The organism is Raskinella chloraquaticus (SeqCode), assembly GCF_021731865.1.
Classification (GTDB): Bacteria; Pseudomonadota; Alphaproteobacteria; order Rhizobiales; family UBA4765; genus Raskinella; species Raskinella chloraquaticus.
Genome location: NZ_JAKFWN010000011.1, coordinates 1 through 16,305, shown reverse-complemented (window position 1 = coordinate 16,305; position 16,305 = coordinate 1). Strand labels below are relative to the sequence as shown.

Annotated in this window: 16 protein-coding genes and 1 tRNA gene; 4 read left to right on the top strand and 13 right to left on the bottom strand. The window is 59.3% G+C overall.

Annotated elements, in window-relative coordinates:
- Nucleotides 1–2 precede the first annotated feature (2 nt).
- Together glcE and ACINK1_RS04590 are read right to left on the bottom strand one after the other, a co-directional pair.
- Nucleotides 3–1,181: a glycolate oxidase subunit GlcE gene (gene glcE, locus ACINK1_RS04595; protein ID WP_376802203.1), complete on the bottom strand. Its 1,179-nt coding sequence runs from the start codon at nucleotides 1,179–1,181 to the stop codon at nucleotides 3–5.
- A complete protein-coding gene (locus ACINK1_RS04590; RefSeq protein ID WP_376802202.1) occupies nucleotides 1,178–2,629 on the bottom strand; it encodes an FAD-linked oxidase C-terminal domain-containing protein in 1,452 nt (483 codons plus the stop codon). The genes glcE and ACINK1_RS04590 overlap by 4 nt, the downstream gene beginning before the upstream one ends.
- A gap of 128 nt (nucleotides 2,630–2,757) precedes the next feature.
- Between ACINK1_RS04590 and ACINK1_RS04585 the strand changes: the two genes are divergently transcribed.
- Nucleotides 2,758–3,924, top strand: a complete 1,167-nt coding sequence (locus ACINK1_RS04585; protein WP_376802201.1) for an acyl-CoA dehydrogenase family protein — start codon at nucleotides 2,758–2,760, stop codon at nucleotides 3,922–3,924.
- Nucleotides 3,925–4,045: 121 nt separating this feature from the next.
- On the opposite strand, the gene ACINK1_RS04580 is transcribed toward ACINK1_RS04585, so the two are convergent.
- From ACINK1_RS04580 to ACINK1_RS04545, 8 genes are all read right to left on the bottom strand, one after another.
- The gene (locus ACINK1_RS04580) at nucleotides 4,046–4,213 is read right to left on the bottom strand and encodes a hypothetical protein (protein WP_376802200.1); all 168 of its coding nucleotides are present in this window, start codon (nucleotides 4,211–4,213) and stop codon (nucleotides 4,046–4,048) included.
- 22 nt (nucleotides 4,214–4,235) lie between these two features.
- Nucleotides 4,236–4,841, bottom strand: a complete 606-nt coding sequence (locus ACINK1_RS04575; protein WP_395760008.1) for an acyl-homoserine-lactone synthase — start codon at nucleotides 4,839–4,841, stop codon at nucleotides 4,236–4,238.
- Between the two features lie 182 nt (nucleotides 4,842–5,023).
- A complete protein-coding gene (locus ACINK1_RS04570; RefSeq protein WP_376802198.1) occupies nucleotides 5,024–5,758 on the bottom strand; it encodes a LuxR family transcriptional regulator in 735 nt (244 codons plus the stop codon).
- Nucleotides 5,759–5,964: 206 nt separating this feature from the next.
- The gene (bcsS, locus tag ACINK1_RS04565; protein WP_376802197.1) at nucleotides 5,965–6,690 is read right to left on the bottom strand and encodes a cellulose biosynthesis protein BcsS; all 726 of its coding nucleotides are present in this window, start codon (nucleotides 6,688–6,690) and stop codon (nucleotides 5,965–5,967) included.
- A gap of 90 nt (nucleotides 6,691–6,780) precedes the next feature.
- Nucleotides 6,781–8,463, bottom strand: coding sequence for a thiamine pyrophosphate-binding protein (locus tag ACINK1_RS04560; RefSeq protein ID WP_376802196.1), 1,683 nt, complete (start codon nucleotides 8,461–8,463; stop codon nucleotides 6,781–6,783).
- 46 nt (nucleotides 8,464–8,509) lie between these two features.
- A complete protein-coding gene (locus tag ACINK1_RS04555) occupies nucleotides 8,510–8,815 on the bottom strand; it encodes an AzlD family protein (RefSeq protein ID WP_376802195.1) in 306 nt (101 codons plus the stop codon).
- Nucleotides 8,805–9,512, bottom strand: a complete 708-nt coding sequence (locus ACINK1_RS04550; RefSeq protein ID WP_376802194.1) for an AzlC family ABC transporter permease — start codon at nucleotides 9,510–9,512, stop codon at nucleotides 8,805–8,807. The genes ACINK1_RS04555 and ACINK1_RS04550 overlap by 11 nt, the downstream gene beginning before the upstream one ends.
- A 67-nt stretch (nucleotides 9,513–9,579) precedes the next feature.
- Nucleotides 9,580–10,572 carry a DUF1624 domain-containing protein gene (locus ACINK1_RS04545; protein WP_376802193.1) on the bottom strand — a complete coding sequence of 331 codons (993 nt, stop codon included), beginning with the start codon at nucleotides 10,570–10,572 and terminating at the stop codon, nucleotides 9,580–9,582.
- 64 nt (nucleotides 10,573–10,636) lie between these two features.
- Between ACINK1_RS04545 and otnI the strand changes: the two genes are divergently transcribed.
- Together otnI and ACINK1_RS04535 are read left to right on the top strand one after the other, a co-directional pair.
- On the top strand, nucleotides 10,637–11,419 hold the full coding sequence (otnI, locus tag ACINK1_RS04540; protein ID WP_376802344.1) for a 2-oxo-tetronate isomerase: 783 nt from the start codon (nucleotides 10,637–10,639) through the stop codon (nucleotides 11,417–11,419).
- A 106-nt stretch (nucleotides 11,420–11,525) separates the two neighbouring features.
- Nucleotides 11,526–13,028 (top strand): GGDEF domain-containing protein, encoded by a 1,503-nt coding sequence (locus ACINK1_RS04535; RefSeq protein ID WP_376802192.1) that lies wholly within the window; start codon nucleotides 11,526–11,528, stop codon nucleotides 13,026–13,028.
- A gap of 20 nt (nucleotides 13,029–13,048) precedes the next feature.
- On the opposite strand, the gene ACINK1_RS04530 is transcribed toward ACINK1_RS04535, so the two are convergent.
- The 3 genes from ACINK1_RS04530 to ACINK1_RS04520 form a co-directional block, all read right to left on the bottom strand.
- Nucleotides 13,049–13,125, bottom strand: a tRNA-His gene (locus ACINK1_RS04530).
- Between the two features lie 154 nt (nucleotides 13,126–13,279).
- Nucleotides 13,280–13,762: a phasin gene (locus tag ACINK1_RS04525; protein ID WP_376802191.1), complete on the bottom strand. Its 483-nt coding sequence runs from the start codon at nucleotides 13,760–13,762 to the stop codon at nucleotides 13,280–13,282.
- Between the two features lie 147 nt (nucleotides 13,763–13,909).
- Nucleotides 13,910–14,290, bottom strand: coding sequence for a phasin (locus tag ACINK1_RS04520; RefSeq protein ID WP_376802190.1), 381 nt, complete (start codon nucleotides 14,288–14,290; stop codon nucleotides 13,910–13,912).
- Between the two features lie 252 nt (nucleotides 14,291–14,542).
- On the opposite strand from ACINK1_RS04520, the gene ACINK1_RS04515 reads away from it, so the two are divergent.
- Nucleotides 14,543–16,305, top strand: a 1,763-nt coding sequence (locus ACINK1_RS04515) for a PAS domain-containing protein (protein ID WP_395760007.1), incomplete at its 3' end; no start/stop codon positions are given.

The following is a 16,305-nucleotide window of genomic DNA, read 5'->3' as shown; positions in this document are numbered from 1 at the left end:
GATTATATCCCCGCATACATGCGGCCGGGATTGAGAATACCCGCCGGATCGAAGGCCTGCTTCAGGCCGCGCGCCAGTTTTTCAACCGCCGTCGCCTGAGGCTCGAATGGAGCGACGCGGCGGCGCAGGGCTTCACCAGCGCGGATGAGTGTCGCGTGGCCGCCACCGGCTTTTGCTGCCGTGCGGACTGCCGTCATATCATCGCCCGCCGCATGCGACAGCCAGACCAGGCCGCCCGCCCAATCATACAGAACGCTTACGTCCATCATCGCCCGCAGGGAATTGACCAGGGCGGCGCTGCGGCTTGGCGGCAGCTGCAGGCGCCAGACGACATGGTCAGCAGGCCCGATGATGGACCGCGCCTCGCCGATCTCGCGCCACAGCACCTGGCTTGGCGCCGTATCGAGGCGCTGCGGCTGTCCGTATTCAGCGAGATCCTCAATCAGGCGCCCGGCGCGATAGGTGATCGAAGCGTCGAACCCTTCAAGCCTCAGGCAGGTGCGCGCGTGATTCCCCTCAGCGATATGCGCGGCGGCGGTGACTTCAAAGGGCGAGGCGACGGCCGCACTCATCAACGCCACCGCCCTGTCGCAACTCAACCCCTCGTAGACCAGCGTCAGGGTCGCGTGAGCGCGCGGCAGAACCTTGAAGGTGATTTCGGTGAGGACGCCCAGCGTGCCATAGGCCCCGGCCATGGCCCGACCGATATCATAGCCGGTGACGTTCTTCATCACCCGCCCGCCCGAGACGATCTCCTCGCCGCGGCCATTGACGAATTTGCAACCGATGATCGCATCACGACAGGCACCGACATGCAGACGGCGCGGGCCGGAGAGATTGGTAGCCACCATGCCGCCGATGGTAGGCTCCCCCGTACTTGCCAGCAGCGGGCGATAATCCGCCGGCTCGAAAGGCAGCATCTGACCTTGTTGCGCCAGAAGATCGGTGACGTGTTGCAGCGGCGTGCCGGCCCGGGCACTGACCACAAGTTCGGCCGGCTCATAAAGCGTGACGCCGGAAAGCCCGCTCACATCAACTGTGATTGCCGCGTCAGTCGGGCGGCCAAGCGCCCGCTTGCTGCCCCCGCCGATGATCTCGATTGCCTGACGCCTTGCCGCAGCGTCGCGAACGATCGATGCCACTTCAAGCGAATTTTGTGGCGCGAGAGACGATACGCTCATGCGGCGCGACCAAGCGGAAGAGGGTGGAGGTTCAGCGGAAATACCTTCGCCGGATTAAGCAGCCAATCGGGGTCGAAGAGCAATTTCACCCGGATCTGCTGGTCAAGATCGACAGAAGTGAACTGCTTTTCCATCAGATCGCGCTTCTCGATGCCAACGCCGTGCTCGCCGGTAAGACAGCCGCCGACCTCAACGCACAGTTCAAGGATCTCATTGCCTGCCTGCTCGGCTCTCTCCAGTTCGTCATCATCATTGGCATTAAACAGAATGAGCGGGTGGAGGTTGCCATCACCGGCATGAAAGACGTTGGCGACCCTGAGGCGGTGATGGGCGACAATCTCGCCGATGCGATTCAGCACATAGGGTAATTGGCCGGTGGGAATCGTGCCATCCATGCACAGATAATCGGCAATGCGGCCGGTGGCGCCAAAGGCCGATTTGCGGCCCTTCCAGATGGCGGCGCTCTCCGCCTCAGACTTTGATACTTTGACGATCCGCGCCCCGTGCTCACGCGCCACCTTTTCGATATGCGTGAGCAGAACGTCGATCTCGGCATCCGCGCCCTCAACCTCGACGATGAGCATCGCGGCAACATCGAGCGGATAGCCGGCATGAGCAAAATCCTCACAGATCCTGATGGCGGTCTGGTCCATATACTCGATTGCGACCGGAATGATCCCCGAGGCGATGATGGCGGCGACACAGGCGCCGGCATCCTCCACCTTGTCAAAGCCAAGCAGGCAGGGGCGCGCCCCTTCGGCTGCGCGCAAGATGCGCAGGGTTGCCTCGGTGACGATACCGAACTGGCCCTCCGACCCGATGATGAGGCTCAGCCAGTCATAGCCTGGCTGGTCGAACGTCTCGCCACCGAAATCGACAATGGTACCATCCAGCAGCACCATGCGCACGCCCAGGATGTTGTTGGTGGTGACGCCGTATTTGAGACAATGCGCGCCGCCTGAATTCATGGCGATGTTGCCGGCAATCGTGCAGGCGAGCTGCGAGGAGGGGTCGGGCGCGTAGAAGAAACCATCGGGCGAAATATGGGTGGTTACCGCCAGATTGGTGATGCCGCTCTGGACCCGCGCCGTGCGGTTGGCGAAATCGACGTCCAGCACCTTGTTCAGCCGCCCGACACCCACCACCACCGCGTCTTCCTGCGGCAGGGCGCCGCCCGAGAGCGAGGTACCGGCACCGCGCGGAATGATCTTCACCCGCTCGCGTGACAGGAACGACAATATGGCCGCGACTTCCTCGGTCGAGCCCGGCAGTACAACCGCCAGCGGCAGGCGGCGATAGGCGGTCAGCGCATCGGTCTCATAGGGCCGGCGCTCATCCTCTTCGGTGATCACCCATTGCGCGGGCACACGCTCCTGCAAGCCGGCAATAATGCGCTCGCGCTTGGCCAGGATAAGCGGATCAGGCTGTGGCATGGCGATCTGGGTCATGGATGTCCTCGCGGGAATGGGATTGGCGGCTGACACCAGACCCCTAGGCGACAAAGCGCTGCTCAGCCTATGCTCAAAACCGGATCAGGAGCAACCTCAACCGGGTTGTGCAAAGCAGGAAGAGTGCGGTGACAGAATTGCTATCGGGACTGAGCGAGATGCAGATCATGGTGCGCGACACGGCGCGCCGCATCGCCAATGAGCGCCTGGCGCCTTTGGCCGAGCGCCTCGACCTTGGCGAGGGGCGGGAGGGAATGCTCGCCAACCTGAAACTCCTGGCCGAAAACGGCTTCATGGGGCTTGCGGTCACCAGTGACTATGGCGGCAGCGAGGCGGGAACGGTCGCTTTCGCGCTGGCGATCGAAGAGCTGGGATATGCGTGCGCCGCGACCGCTGTCACCACTTCGGTGACCAACATGGTGGCGGAAGTCATCCAGACGGTCGGCTCGCCAGAACAGCGCCAGCGCTATTTGCCGCAACTGACAAGTGGCGCCTGTTCCGCCGGCGCCTTCTGCCTGACCGAAGCAGGCGCTGGTTCCGATCCGGCGGGGTTGCGGACGAAAGCGCGGCGCGATGGCAATCATTTTGTTCTGGACGGCGAGAAACTCTATATCACCTCGGCTGAATATGCCGGCGTGTTTGTGGTGTGGGCGGTAACCGACCCCAACGCTCCCAAAGGCAAGGGCGTGTCGTGTTTTCTGGTGGAGGCCGGTACGCCGGGGCTTGTGATCGGCAAGGCTGAACACAAGACGGGCCAGGCCGGCTCATCAACCAATCCGGTGACTTTTGACCAATGCCGGGTGCCGGCAAGCGCCATGATGGGCAAGGAGAATGACGGCTTCCGGGTGGCGGTGGCGGAACTCGCCGGCGGGCGCATCGGGGTGGCGGCGCTGGCACTGGGGATTGCGCGCGCTGCCATGGACAAGGCCAAGGCCTATCTCCTGGAGCGGGAGCAATTCGGCAAGAAACTTGCTGAATTCCAAGGCCTGCAATGGATGGTGGCTGACCGCGAAGTTGATCTTGCCGCCTCCCGCCTCCTCATTCTGGATGCAGCGCGGCTGAAGGAGGCGAAGCTCCCCTTTGCCAAGGCCGCCTCAATCGCCAAGCTTTTTTCATCAGAAGCAGCGGGTCGTGCCACCGACACGGCGGTGCAGATGTTCGGAGGGGCGGGTTATCTGCGCTCCTCGCCCGTCGAGCGCCATGCCAGGGACGCCCGCATCACCCGCATCTATGAGGGAACATCCGAAATCCAGCGCCTCATCATTGCGCGTGAGACGCTGCGCGAGATGGCGTGATTGTAGGGAGACAGGCCGTCATGTGGCCATCCGGCTGGCCATATCAATGCGAATAAAACGCAATTTTTGATGCCATCTGGCACATAACCAGCGCGAGCAACGCGGCGCGCTGGCATTTCGCTCATTTATTGACAGTCTTATTATTTAATAATAGCAATTCTACCATAATCATATCGAGTAAATATTCTACGACAACCAATTCTTTTTCTTTTACATCTTTTCTTATTTTTACAATATCATTTAATAATTTGTTTTCATATATTATTTTGTCACTTTTATCGTTGTCCATTATATGCCCCCTCATTCGCTTATTATATATTTTTATTATTGTATATTAATAAATTATTATCTACTTTTATATGAAATTTTAATTCATTGTATTTTTCTTGTTCAATATTAACCATAACCGCTATGATTTCCATATTATCGTGCATCATTGGCTCCCCTAATGGAATGACATCCCAGCCCAGTTCAAGAAATCTTGGAATCCACCACGTTTCCATTACAATAGTAATTGTATTAAAACCTTCATTAAGGCAATATTCCAATACACCGGCATACATTTTTTTTAAATTAAATACGCTTCTTTTTTCGGGAACAATAAATATCCTCGTCCATTCAACGATATCGTGCCCGCGCTGCACGCCACGAACATTTGCCAGAAATGCAAACACTTCGCTCATCAAATGTGGTTTTATTGTAGGCACGAAACGTGAGCCGCCAATGACACGATTATCTTCCAGCATCAGAAGATAGGTCGCATCATCATTGTCGAATTGATCAATCTCTCGGCCATCCGGCCGATCCAGATCCATCCATTTTCTTTGTTTTACATAAATATCATGACGAATATGGAATTGTTCTTCCATTTGCTCTTGATAAATCGCGCGATTGGCTTTGGTAACCACATGGATCATTGCTCTCTCCTCTGGGCTGGAGGAGATCACAAACGATCAATCGCGACTGTTCCGAAAAATGGGATCAGATCATCAAAAACAGTTACTTTTTATAATAATGATACTGTTCAGTCGAATTAATATATAAAATAGATTATTTTTCAATATTCAAAAATAATTGTAATTTTTGAAAATGAATTGACTCAACAAATATTAATTTCACCACTTTTATACGCCTCAATCACTGTGCGCATTCGCCCTTTTGTATTTAATTTTATCGATGCGCGCTTGATATACATCTCGACACAATCGGTCGATATGCCGATTTTATCTCCAATCTCTTGTGCGCTCATGCCCAGTGACGTCCAGGATAAAACTTCGCGTTCACGGACAGACAGAGGCTTGCTTTTCTTTTTGATGCTTCCAAAACTGACGGCTCGCGAATGAACAAACATCGCGACAAGACCAAGGCAGGACAGGGCCTTGAACGATGAATCGGGCTGGGAGCCGGCAACTGTGACGGCGGCCTGAAATCCATCCAGACTATGCACGGGCACACAGATTCCCTGTCGCATGCCGAAAGATGCCGCCAGATCCATGATCTGTTGTTGCGGTTTTTCGCGTCCAGGCTGAAATGGCGCCTCCGTCCAGCGGAATGCGTTGACCGAGTGAACCGCATGCTGGGCGCAGGGATCAATATCGATGAAATTTTCTTTCAGATACAAGCGGTACCATTCCGGCTTCCAGCCATTCAAAATAATGCAAGAGGACAAATCGTGCCCCTCGGGTGGTATGCCGGTTATCAGCCAGGACGAGTACCCAAATCCATCGAGAAATGTTGTGAATTCACCGAGGAGCGCTTCGCGGGAGTTTATGTTTTTAAGGTGATCGATAAAGCCTAACGCCTCTTCGCCGTATTTGTATAAGGAAGCTGTCATCGGTTATCGCCCCACGAACTGTCTGAGGTTTGATAATGAAGATAGGTGTTTCAATCAAGATATGAAGCTTTTTTTGTCAGACTTATTCAATTTTTCGTGCGCGTGACTGCGACCAGAACGGGAATTGTTGAGTCTTTTTCGCTTATTAAATGACATCAATAAAATTGATGTTGTATACACATTTTCTTACATGAGCGCTGCGTGATTTAGAACAGGCGATGGACATAGGCAGTCACATAGGCGTCGGGACGACCGCGCTCACGCTGGCCGATACCAGCCGACAGGCCAAGCTCGGCACCGAAAAACTCAAAACCGGTGATCGCCAGACCATAGCGATAACCGGTGCCGGCATCTGACACGTTGAAGCCGAGTTCGGGGCCGAATTTGAAGCCCAGAGGCGTCAGAAAACCGACATTGGCGACGGCTGAAAAAGCATTGCGCACGCTTTCATAGCGCAGGAAGAGGGCGGCGTAATAGTCAGGGCTATCGCTCCACACGATCTGTTCCGTGAGCCGCACGCCAAGACGCTGGAACAGTGAAAATCCCACTTCCTCGACGCCCAGCAGGCCAATCCAGCTGGTGGTTGTCCAATCGCCAAAGCGCTGGCGATAGCCCGCCGCCGCTTCGTAATAATAGGTGGGGATGAGGAGTGGCTGAACGCTCAGATTACGGTCGCGAAAGAGGCCGGCGGCGCTGCTGATGCGAAACCGCCAGCCATCGGCCTCATAGTTGAAATCAGGCGTCCAGCTCCATGCGACTTCGGCATAGGCGCTTTCGGACGGCGACAGAAAGGTGGAGATTTCCTGCTTGAAGCGGCCGGGGATGGTCAGTTCATCGCCACGCGCCTGTGCCAAGCCAGCCCACATCAGCCACAGCGCAGCGATTGCCGCGACGCGCTGATTGATGCCCCACGCACTGCTCTCTGCCCGCACGCCACAACCCGAATTATCGACCCCGCCCCCCGGGGAAAGGCTTCATTCAAGAGCGTCAAAAACGCCAAGGCAAGATAACGTTACGTCATACTACATCTTCGCTGCCAGCGACGCCTCGCGGATCTTGCTCAGCGTCGTTGTCGGGGTGATGGCTTCAGGGTCGATGATGATGTGGATCAGCGCACCCTTGGGCGACGTCAGAGCCGAGGCGAAGGCTGGCGCGAAGGCCTCGGTTTCGCGCACCGTGAAGCCGGCAAAACCATACGCCCTCGCAATTGCCGCGAAATCGGGATTGACGATGTCGGAGCCGTGCGGCCGGCCGGGATATTCACGCTCCTGATGCATGCGGATGGTGCCGTAAAGCCCGTTATCGATGACCAGCACGATGATGCCGGCGCCATACTGCGCCGCGGTGCCAAGCTCCTGGATGGTCATCTGCAGGTCGCCATCGCCGGCAAAGCATAAAACGGTACGCTCGGGATGGCGCAATTTGGCCGCCACCGCCGCCGGCAGGCCATAACCCATGGAGCCGGAGGTGGGCGCCAATTGCGTGCCGTAGCGGCGATAGCGGTAGAAGCGATTGGGCCAGCCGGCGAAATTGCCGGCGCCGTTGGCGATGATGGTGTCGGCTGGAACGCAGCTGCGGACGGTTTCCATCACCTCGCGCATCTGCACCTTGCCGGGGATCGGGGCTGGGGCATCGGAAAAGGCGAGATAGGCGTCATGCGCCGCTCCGGCGCTCCCCGCCCACACCGGCTCGCCGATCGGCGGCTCGAGTCCGTCAAGCGCCGCCGCCAGCGGACCTGGAGCTGAAACAACGCCAAGCGCCGGGCGATAGACCTTGCCGATCTCTTCTGCGCCGGCATGGACGTGGATGAGCGTCTGCCTGGGATTGGGAACTGCGAACAAGGTGTAACTCTGCGACGGCATTTCCGACATCTTGCCGCCGATGAGAAGGATAACATCGCAGGCATCGATCCGCGCCCGCAATGCCTGATCGATACCAATGCCGATATGGCCGGCGAAGCATGGATGCAGATGGTCAAACAGATGCTGGCGGCGAAACGACACCATTACCGGCAATTGCCATTTCTCGGCAAAACGCGCCATGCGGTCTGAGGCAAGCTGGTTCCAGCCGCTGCCGCCTAAGATCGCAATCGGGTTTCTGGCGCCCGCTAATAAGCGACGCAAAGCTGCCAGATCACCAAGCCCGATCTGCGGCTCGACGGGAGTGAAGGGCAAAAGGTGCGGCGCTGCCACGCGTTCCGTCAGCATGTCCTCGGGCAGCGACAGGACGACGGGCCCCGGGCGCCCTGAAGTGGCGATAGCAAAGGCCCGGTTGACATATTCGGGAATGCGGGCGGGATCGCGGATTTCGGCCGCCCATTTGGTGATCGGCTGGAAAAAATGGGTGTAGTCGATCTCCTGAAAGGCCTCGCGCTCGAGAAAGCTGCGCTCCACCTGACCGATGAACACAATCAGCGGCACCGAATCCTGCATGGCGATATGGATGCCGGCTGCGGCATTGGTGGCGCCGGGTCCGCGCGTCACGAAACAGATACCCGGGCGTCCGGTGAGGCGGGCGTCAGCGTCCGCCATCATCGCCGCCCCGCCTTCCTGGCGGGAAATCGTCAGGGCGATTGGCGCATCATGAAGGGCGTCGAGCACCGCCAGATAGCTTTCGCCGGGCACCCCATAGGCCCGGTCGACGCCGTTTGCCAGCAGGCAGTCAACGAGAAGCTTGCCACCGGTGACCGTCATCTGCCCGTCCATGTCGTTTCCCCGCTGAGTGTCTGTTATCGAGTGTTTGACCGGCAGGTTACAGCCCCGCGGACCTCACGCCAACCGCCACCGCGCAGCCGACGAGCAATCCCAGAATGTCGTGGCGCGTCACCGCCATCACAACCATGCCGGCGATGACGCCGGCAATGCCGGCCGGGCCGGCTGCAACCGCTCCGGGGACGACGATTGAAACGACAACGGCGCCCGGCAATGCCTCAAGGCCACGCCGCACGCGTGGCGTCAGCGGCACATACCCCATGAGAAAATAGCCAAACGAGCGGCAGACATAGGTGGTCGCCGCCATGGCGAGAATGACCGCAAGGCTGATGGCTTCATTCGTCAAGGAACGCTCCCGCAATAGCGCCGCTCAATGAGCCGAAGAGGATATAGATCTGGCTTGATGTCACCGACTGTGTGATCAGCGCAACGGCCAGCGCCACCAGCCAGGGCAGGGCCTTGCGCGGTCCCTTCCATAGCGGCACCAGAATGCAGGCGAAAAAGATGATCATCACGAGATCAAGGGCGTAGCGTCTGGGGTCAGAGATGAGCGCACCAAGCCACCAGCCGGCGATCGTGGCGAGCAGCCAGCCGGCCCACAAGGCAGCGGCTGCGCCGACATAGGCACCGACATCGCCATGTTCCGTCTTGCCCTCAAGCCGCATCATCATGATCCATGAAGCGTCCGTATTGAGGGCGAGAAGTCCGTAGGCGGGACCGGGCGCGAGGGCAGAGAAGGTCGGGCGCAGCGAGGCGCCCATCAGGATAAGGCGCGAATTGACGATGCCCACCAGCAGACAGATGGTGATGGCGCCTGCCCAGGTCCAATCCATCTGCCAGGCGGAGATGGCGACAAATTGCGCCGCACCCGCAAACACAAGCCCGCTCATCATCGCCGCATCCACCAGGCTCAGGCCCATTTTGGCGGCAACCGCACCAAAACTCACCCCAAAAGCGAGTACGCCCGGAAGCAGGGCAATCACCGAGGCAACGCCTAGACGCAGGCCTGATGGCGAAATGACAACGGATCGTGGCGTGTTCATGCCAGTGGTGATGGAGAATTCTGATGGTGCCGGCAAGTGTCACGAGCGCATGGAAGCCGTGCGTGGCTTATGGCGAGGGGGCGCAGGCGCGCGCCAGCTCCTGAACGCGGTTGCTGCCAGCACTCGTCAAGCTGTTGTCGAGCGTTTGCTGCCACAGGCCGTTTCGTTCGAGCGATGCCTGCGTGCAGGTGCACGCGCTGGCGCAATAATCCACCGTTCGCCCAAAAGCGATACAGGCGCGGCGGCATTCATTGTGAAAGCGTTGCACCGCCGGCCCATCGGCATGGGATGGCGGTTGCGGCTGGAGCGTCGCAACCAGCATGAGGGCGCCAAAGATCAGCGGCTGATGCAGAAGGTAGATGGCGAGCGACCAGCGGCCCATCAAAGCAAGCAGGCGAAAGGGCGGACGATCCGCCTGCCAGCGCGTCCACCAGCCATCAGGCGCCAGATATAATCCAAGACGCGCGGCAAGAATGCCGCTGAGCCCGGCCGACAGCCACGGGAAAAGCGGCACATAATCAACACTCGCCGGGCCATCTGGGGCAAAACCCAGAAAATACCCGACGCCGTAACCGCTTCCCGGCAAAACGACGACGAGAGGGAGCAATAAGGCGATGAGAACGGCCATCGCAACGATAGCGAGCGGCAGCCGCAGGAAGGCCAGGCCAATCAGGCTTGCACAGACAAGGTGATGGAGAATGCCGAAGGCTACAAACGCTTCGCCAATCGCCAGCCGGGTGCCAAGTGTGACGGCGAGCGCGGCAACCATGATGATGGCGAGGCGCCGCCCGAAGGCCGGCCAGACGATCCGTGGCCGTGTTGCCAGAACCAGGCTCACGCCCGCGATAAAGAGAAAGGTCGAGGCGATCACCCGGGCAAAGCCCATCCACAGGGTCGATGACGACAGATCGACACCAAAAAGGTTGAGGAACGACAGATCCCAGCCGGTGTGAAAGATCGCCATGGCGATCAGAGCCACACCGCGCGCCACATCGAGGACAGCAAAGCGGAGCATCCGCTGCGACGGCTCAGGGGCGCTCTTGGTCTCGTCGTTGGTCATGACGATGTGCTACACGAAAATCCGACATGCAGCCCAGCCCGAAATTCGTGATCGGACAACCACCATGCCGCGTTTTGCCGCCAATTTGTCAATGATGTTTACTGAATACGCCTTTCTGGAGCGCTTCGGCGCAGCCGCCCGCGCCGGATTTGCGGCGGTGGAATTTCTCTTTCCCTATGAGTTCGCGCCACAGGATATCGCCGCGCAGCTGAGGGACCATGATCTGCAGCTGGCGCTTTTCAATGCCCCGCCCGGCGATTTTGCCAAGGGAGAGCGTGGTATCGCCGCGCTTGCCGGGCGCGAGAGTGAATTTGACCGCGGCTTTGATCAGGCCCTCCTCTATGCCGATCACCTGAAATGCCCAACCATTCATGTCATGGCAGGTCTTGTCGCTGACAAAGACCGCGATCAGGCTTTCGAGCGCTATGTCGCTTCGCTGACCCGTGTGGCCGCGCGCGCTGCCTCGGCTGGCGTGACGATCGTGCTTGAACCGATCAACACGCGCGACATGCCAGGCTACCTGATCAATCGCAGCGCCGAGGCGAGGCAGGCGATCGCGGCGGTGGGGGCAAAGAATATCCGTCTTCAGCTTGATCTCTACCATCGCCAGATCATGGAAGGCGATCTGTCACGCGCTATCCTCGACAACAGCGATATCACCGGCCATGTGCAGATTGCCGGGCCACCCGACCGCCATGAGCCCGATAGCGGAGAAATCCGCTTCGATCCGCTGTTCGCACTGCTCGATCAGCAAGGCTATGCCGGCTATGTCGGTTGCGAATACCGGCCACGGGGACGAACCGAGGAGGGCTTGTCATGGTTTGCGCCCTATCGGCGCCAAGCGTGACGGCGTTGACGGTTTGGTCACCATAAGTGCACGAAAATGCACGCTCAGGCTGCATATTTGCGAATTGCTAGTTTTCTTCTCGTAAGCCGTTAGCGGGGAGATGCCGATGTACAGCGTTGCTTATCAAGATGATATCGAACAGCGAGCAAGTTCGAAATCGCTCCTGCGCCTTTTGGACCTCTATCGCGACATGGCGGTGGACGGCATGCCGCATTACAGCGATTTCAATCCCTTGAAGCTTGATTCCTATCGCGACTGGATGGCGGTGCTGTTTGCGCAAGCCAATGGCGATTTTCTTTATGGATTTGCCGGGTCGGCACTCAGTGCTTCGCTGTCCTTCGACCTCACCGGCCAGCAGACCTCCCATCTTGGCGAGGAACTCGGAACCTTTCTGGCCGCAACCGCAAGGCAGGCCATCGACAGCGGCAAACCGCTGTTCTCGCTCCATCGTACGTCTCAGACCAATGAGCGCCATCTATGGGAGAGGCTGGTACTCCCGGTCAGGGTTGGCAGCGAAGGTCTGGGAGTGGTGACCTATGGCTGCGTGCGCTCCTTCCAGATTGATCTGGTGCAGGCGCTGTTTGAAGCCAGCGATGATGGCATCATCGGAGCGACGAGCGTGCGCGATGATGCTGGTGTGCCGATCGATGCCTTTGTGCAGACGGTTAACCTGCGTGCCAGCGCCATCCTCGGTATTGCGTTGAGTGAGCTGGAAGGCGTCCCCCTTGGACAGGCTGCACCCATGCTGCGCGACAGCCAGGCGTGGCCTGCCATTATCACGGCCATGCGGGATCAAACGACGATCTCACATGATATCTCCTGGATTGACGCGACGGGAACACGGTGGCTGAAGGTGACGGCCAGCCCGCTTGGCGACGGGGTGGCGGTGGCGATTACCGACATTTCGGTGAACAGGCAGGCGATGCTTGATCTTGACCGCCAGAAAGCCGAATTGACGTATGCCAATCAAGTCCTTGCCGCACAGGCGGAGGAGTTGAGTGAAATTGCCTTCGAGGCCGAACTGGCGCGCGCCAAGCTGAGCGAGGAAATGGCCAAGCGCGTGGAACTTGAGGCCGAGCTGAAGCGGGTGGCGCGCTTTGATCTTCTGACCGGCGTCATGAACCGCCTCGGTTTTGAAGAAGTGGCGCGGCAACACGTGATGACCGCCAAACGGTACAAGAACGAGTTGAGCATGATCCTGGTCGACGCCGATCACTTCAAGGCGATCAACGACAAATTCGGGCATGCGGGCGGCGATCGCGCGTTGAAGCATCTTGCCGGGCTGCTTGCCGATGGCGTGCGCACGGGCATTGATTCGGTTGGCAGAATTGGCGGTGAGGAATTTGCCATCCTGCTGCCGCAAACAGGGCTAGACGGCGCACATCGCCTGGCTGAACGTCTGCGGGCGACGCTCGAAACATCGACGAGTGCCATTGGTGATGACGGTACGACCGCGCAGATCACGGCAAGCTTTGGCGTGGCGACGTTCGGAGGCAAGATCGGCACGCTGGAAAGCCTGATGCAACGCGCCGACATGGCGCTTTACGAGGCCAAAAACTCCGGCCGTAACCGGGTTAACACCGATGATACGATCTCATCGGCGGCCTGACGGCAACACCGCGGCGCAAATGGTACAGCTGAGTGGGGTTGAACCACCGACCTTCGGAGCCACAATCCGACGCTCTAACCAACTGAGCTACAGCTGCCCGTGACGGGGCGATTGAATAGGCTGTCTGCCTGAGAAATTCAAGCGCGACAGCGTGTCATTTCGTGATTGGAACAGAAAAGCCCGGGATCGACCCGGGCTTTCCTTCATTAGAATTTGTCGCCACGGCGCTTTGGCCAGGCGCCATATTACCTTCAGGCGGACTTCTTGAACTGGCTGATGGCCTTCTCGGCAGCAGCCTTCACGGGAGCCTGGATGTCGTTGGCCAGCGACTGCGTCAGACCCTGGAGTTCCTTGGTCTGGGCGGTCATGACTTCGAACTGCGAACGGGCGAACGCGGTCTGCTTCTCGACGAGTTCAGCGACCGAGCGAACGGCCAGCAGGTCCTTGGCGAAATCAAACACGGTCGTCGTGTTGAGCTTGGTGAAATCCAGAACCTTGCCCGAGAGATCGGCAGCGCCCTTGGTATAGGTGGCGTAGGTGTCTTCGACGAGCTCGGTGGTCTCTTCGGCAGCGACCTTCAGCTTCTCATAAGCTTCCTTCGCTTGGGCTACGCCCTTTTCGGCGGCCTCGCGCACGGCTTCGGGAACTTCCATCTTCGGCATCTGGAAGACCTCGGCATCGAACTTCGGCATCTCGAAGGCGGCGGCAGTCTTGGTCTCTTTCTTGGCAGCCATGATTCTCTCCTGAGGACTGATTTTGCAGGTGGTGATGACAGGGCCAGATCAGAGGGGCACTGCCGGGATCGGGGGGTAACGACAACAATAAGGTCGTGTAGCAAGGATTATGGTGCAGTGCAATATATTTTGCACTGCACCTCGATATCAAACGCGCGGCTTCGAAGCTTCGGTGACGATTTTCGACGTCACGGTGCCAATTTCCTTGGCCTGCGTGGTCAGTGTCTTCATCTGGCTCTGCAGGAATTCCTGCTGGAGCGAGGCGATTTCGGTCAGATCCTTGGCGCGCAGCAGCTTCTGCGCGAAAGTGAAGCCGGCAGCGATATTGGCTTCGGCAAACGACATGGCCTTGGCGTTCAGATCCTTGGCGCCCGACTGCATCTGCGTTGCCTGGGATTCCATGGTGGACACGGCCTTGTGGGCCTGCTGAACGAAGGTGTCGAAGGCTTTCTTCGCCTGGTCTACACTCTTTTCCGCCATTTCGCGGACCTGAGGGGGGATTTCCATCTGCGGCATCTGAGCGGCCATGTCTATGTTCCTTGAGCGTGTGGGGCGGGCGACAGCCGCCCGGTACCGCTTCTGATATCAATGTTTATTGTGCAGTGCAACATATTTTTTGCATTGCACGATACTTTATGCAAAACGCTAGCAAGATGCGTAGGTTAACACTAACTTAACGAGGCGATGGACCGCGCGTGCCGGGCGCGCTATCTACATTGAACGGGATGGAGAGGCGCTGGCAGGTCGAGATTGCCGGTGGCCACAGGACGGTTGGTGAGCATGAGCCCGACTGACGGCATGGAGGAGCAAGACCTGCCGCGGGAGCTTGAAGGCTTCGCGCGCGGCCCTCATCCGTGCTTTGCCTTCGATCATGACGGCCGGCTGATTTATGCCAATGATGCCGCAGCCCTTTACTGGGGCATTGCCGATCGCGCCGCGCTTCGTGCCATCGACTGGCCAAAACACGTCGTCGCGCCGGCGCTGCGTCGCCTGTTTCGCAGTCTGGCGAGCGACGCATCGCGGCTTGAGCGTCTTCCCCTGCAGCCCTTCGGGCAATTGCGCCCGTTCATCGCCAGGGTGACGCGGCTGACCTTGGCCGGCGGAACGCGGGTGCTTGTGGTGAGGGGCAGCGAGCCTATGACCACCAGGCGGCCGGTCGGGCGCGCGAAAGCCCTCGGCCCGGTGGCAGGCGGGGTCAGTGCCGATACGAAACCGCCCGCTCCTGGCGCTGAGCGTGTGCCGGCGACCGCTGAGGCTGGTGTCGATATGGCGCCGATAGCCGCAGATGCGCTGCCAGAACCGGTTACTGTTTGCGAACGGCAGGATGTCATCACCACCACGGCGCAAGACAACAGTGCCGCCGGGCTGCCAACGCCAGATGAGATCGCGACTGTTGCGGCAGGCGAGGACATGGCCGAGCCAGCAGCGTTGATCGCCGCGCGCGCCGACACCATGGGCGCGCCGGACATTGTGGCGCCATCGTCCCTTCTGTCACCGCGGGCACAGCGTATCGTTGACCGTCATGAGACGGCGTTACGATTCGTGTGGGAGACTGACGGCGATGGCGTTCTCACCTATGTCTCCCGCGATTTCGTAAGCGCGGTTGGCGCCGGCGCCATGCCGATCGACGATGAGACGTTTGCCGCTTTTGCCCGGCGCATCAACATGACCGGCCACGAGGAGCTGGCGCAAGCCCTGTCGCGGCGTCACGCCTGGTCCGACCTGCACCTCGGCTGGCCGCTTGATGACGGTCCGCAGCGCCTTGATGTCGACTTGTCGGCAGCACCGGCCGAGAATGGCGGCTTTCGCGGGTTTGGTACGGGTCGCGGCCTGAGTGAAGTCGTGCTGGATGATCAGCAAACGGACGATCCGCCGGCAAGCGACATAGTGGCGGCTGACAGCACCATTGAGGCGCGCGATATCGAGCCGGCCGGATCGCCGGGGGTGGGCGAAGCACCAATGCCTGATGCCGCAGCAGGAGGCGAGCAGGCGCCTGGCACGCAGAACGCTGCGATTGCACCCGCGCGCGAGGATAATCGCCCTGACGAGCAGCTGCCGAGCAATGTCGTCAGCTTCCCCGTGACCCCGACGCCGCACGCGCCTGATCGTCGCCTCGAACCATCCGAATCGGCGGCTCTGCGGACCATTGCGCGCGTTCTTGGCGGCCCGATCGGTCTGCCGCGCGCATCCGCCAACGACCTCAAGGCCTTTCTTCCGACGCCACCCCCGGTTCCAACGAGCGAGATGGAGATTGGCGACGTTACGAAAGCCGACGATCGGGGCGCGGAGGCGATGTCAACCGCCGAAGCACCAGCCCACGCCCCGGCGCTGCCCGTCGCCGCTGAACCACCAGCAGCCTCGGCACGGGAGCAGGCCGTCGACAGCGACGACACGGCACGGCTTCTGCGGGAGGCGCGGCTGCGCGAAGCCGAGCTGCGCGCCATCCTCGATACCGCGACAGACGGGATCATCATCCTGTCCGGCCAGGGTCGCATCCTGTCGCTCAATCGCGCCGCCGAGGCGCTTTTCGGTTTTGACAGCGC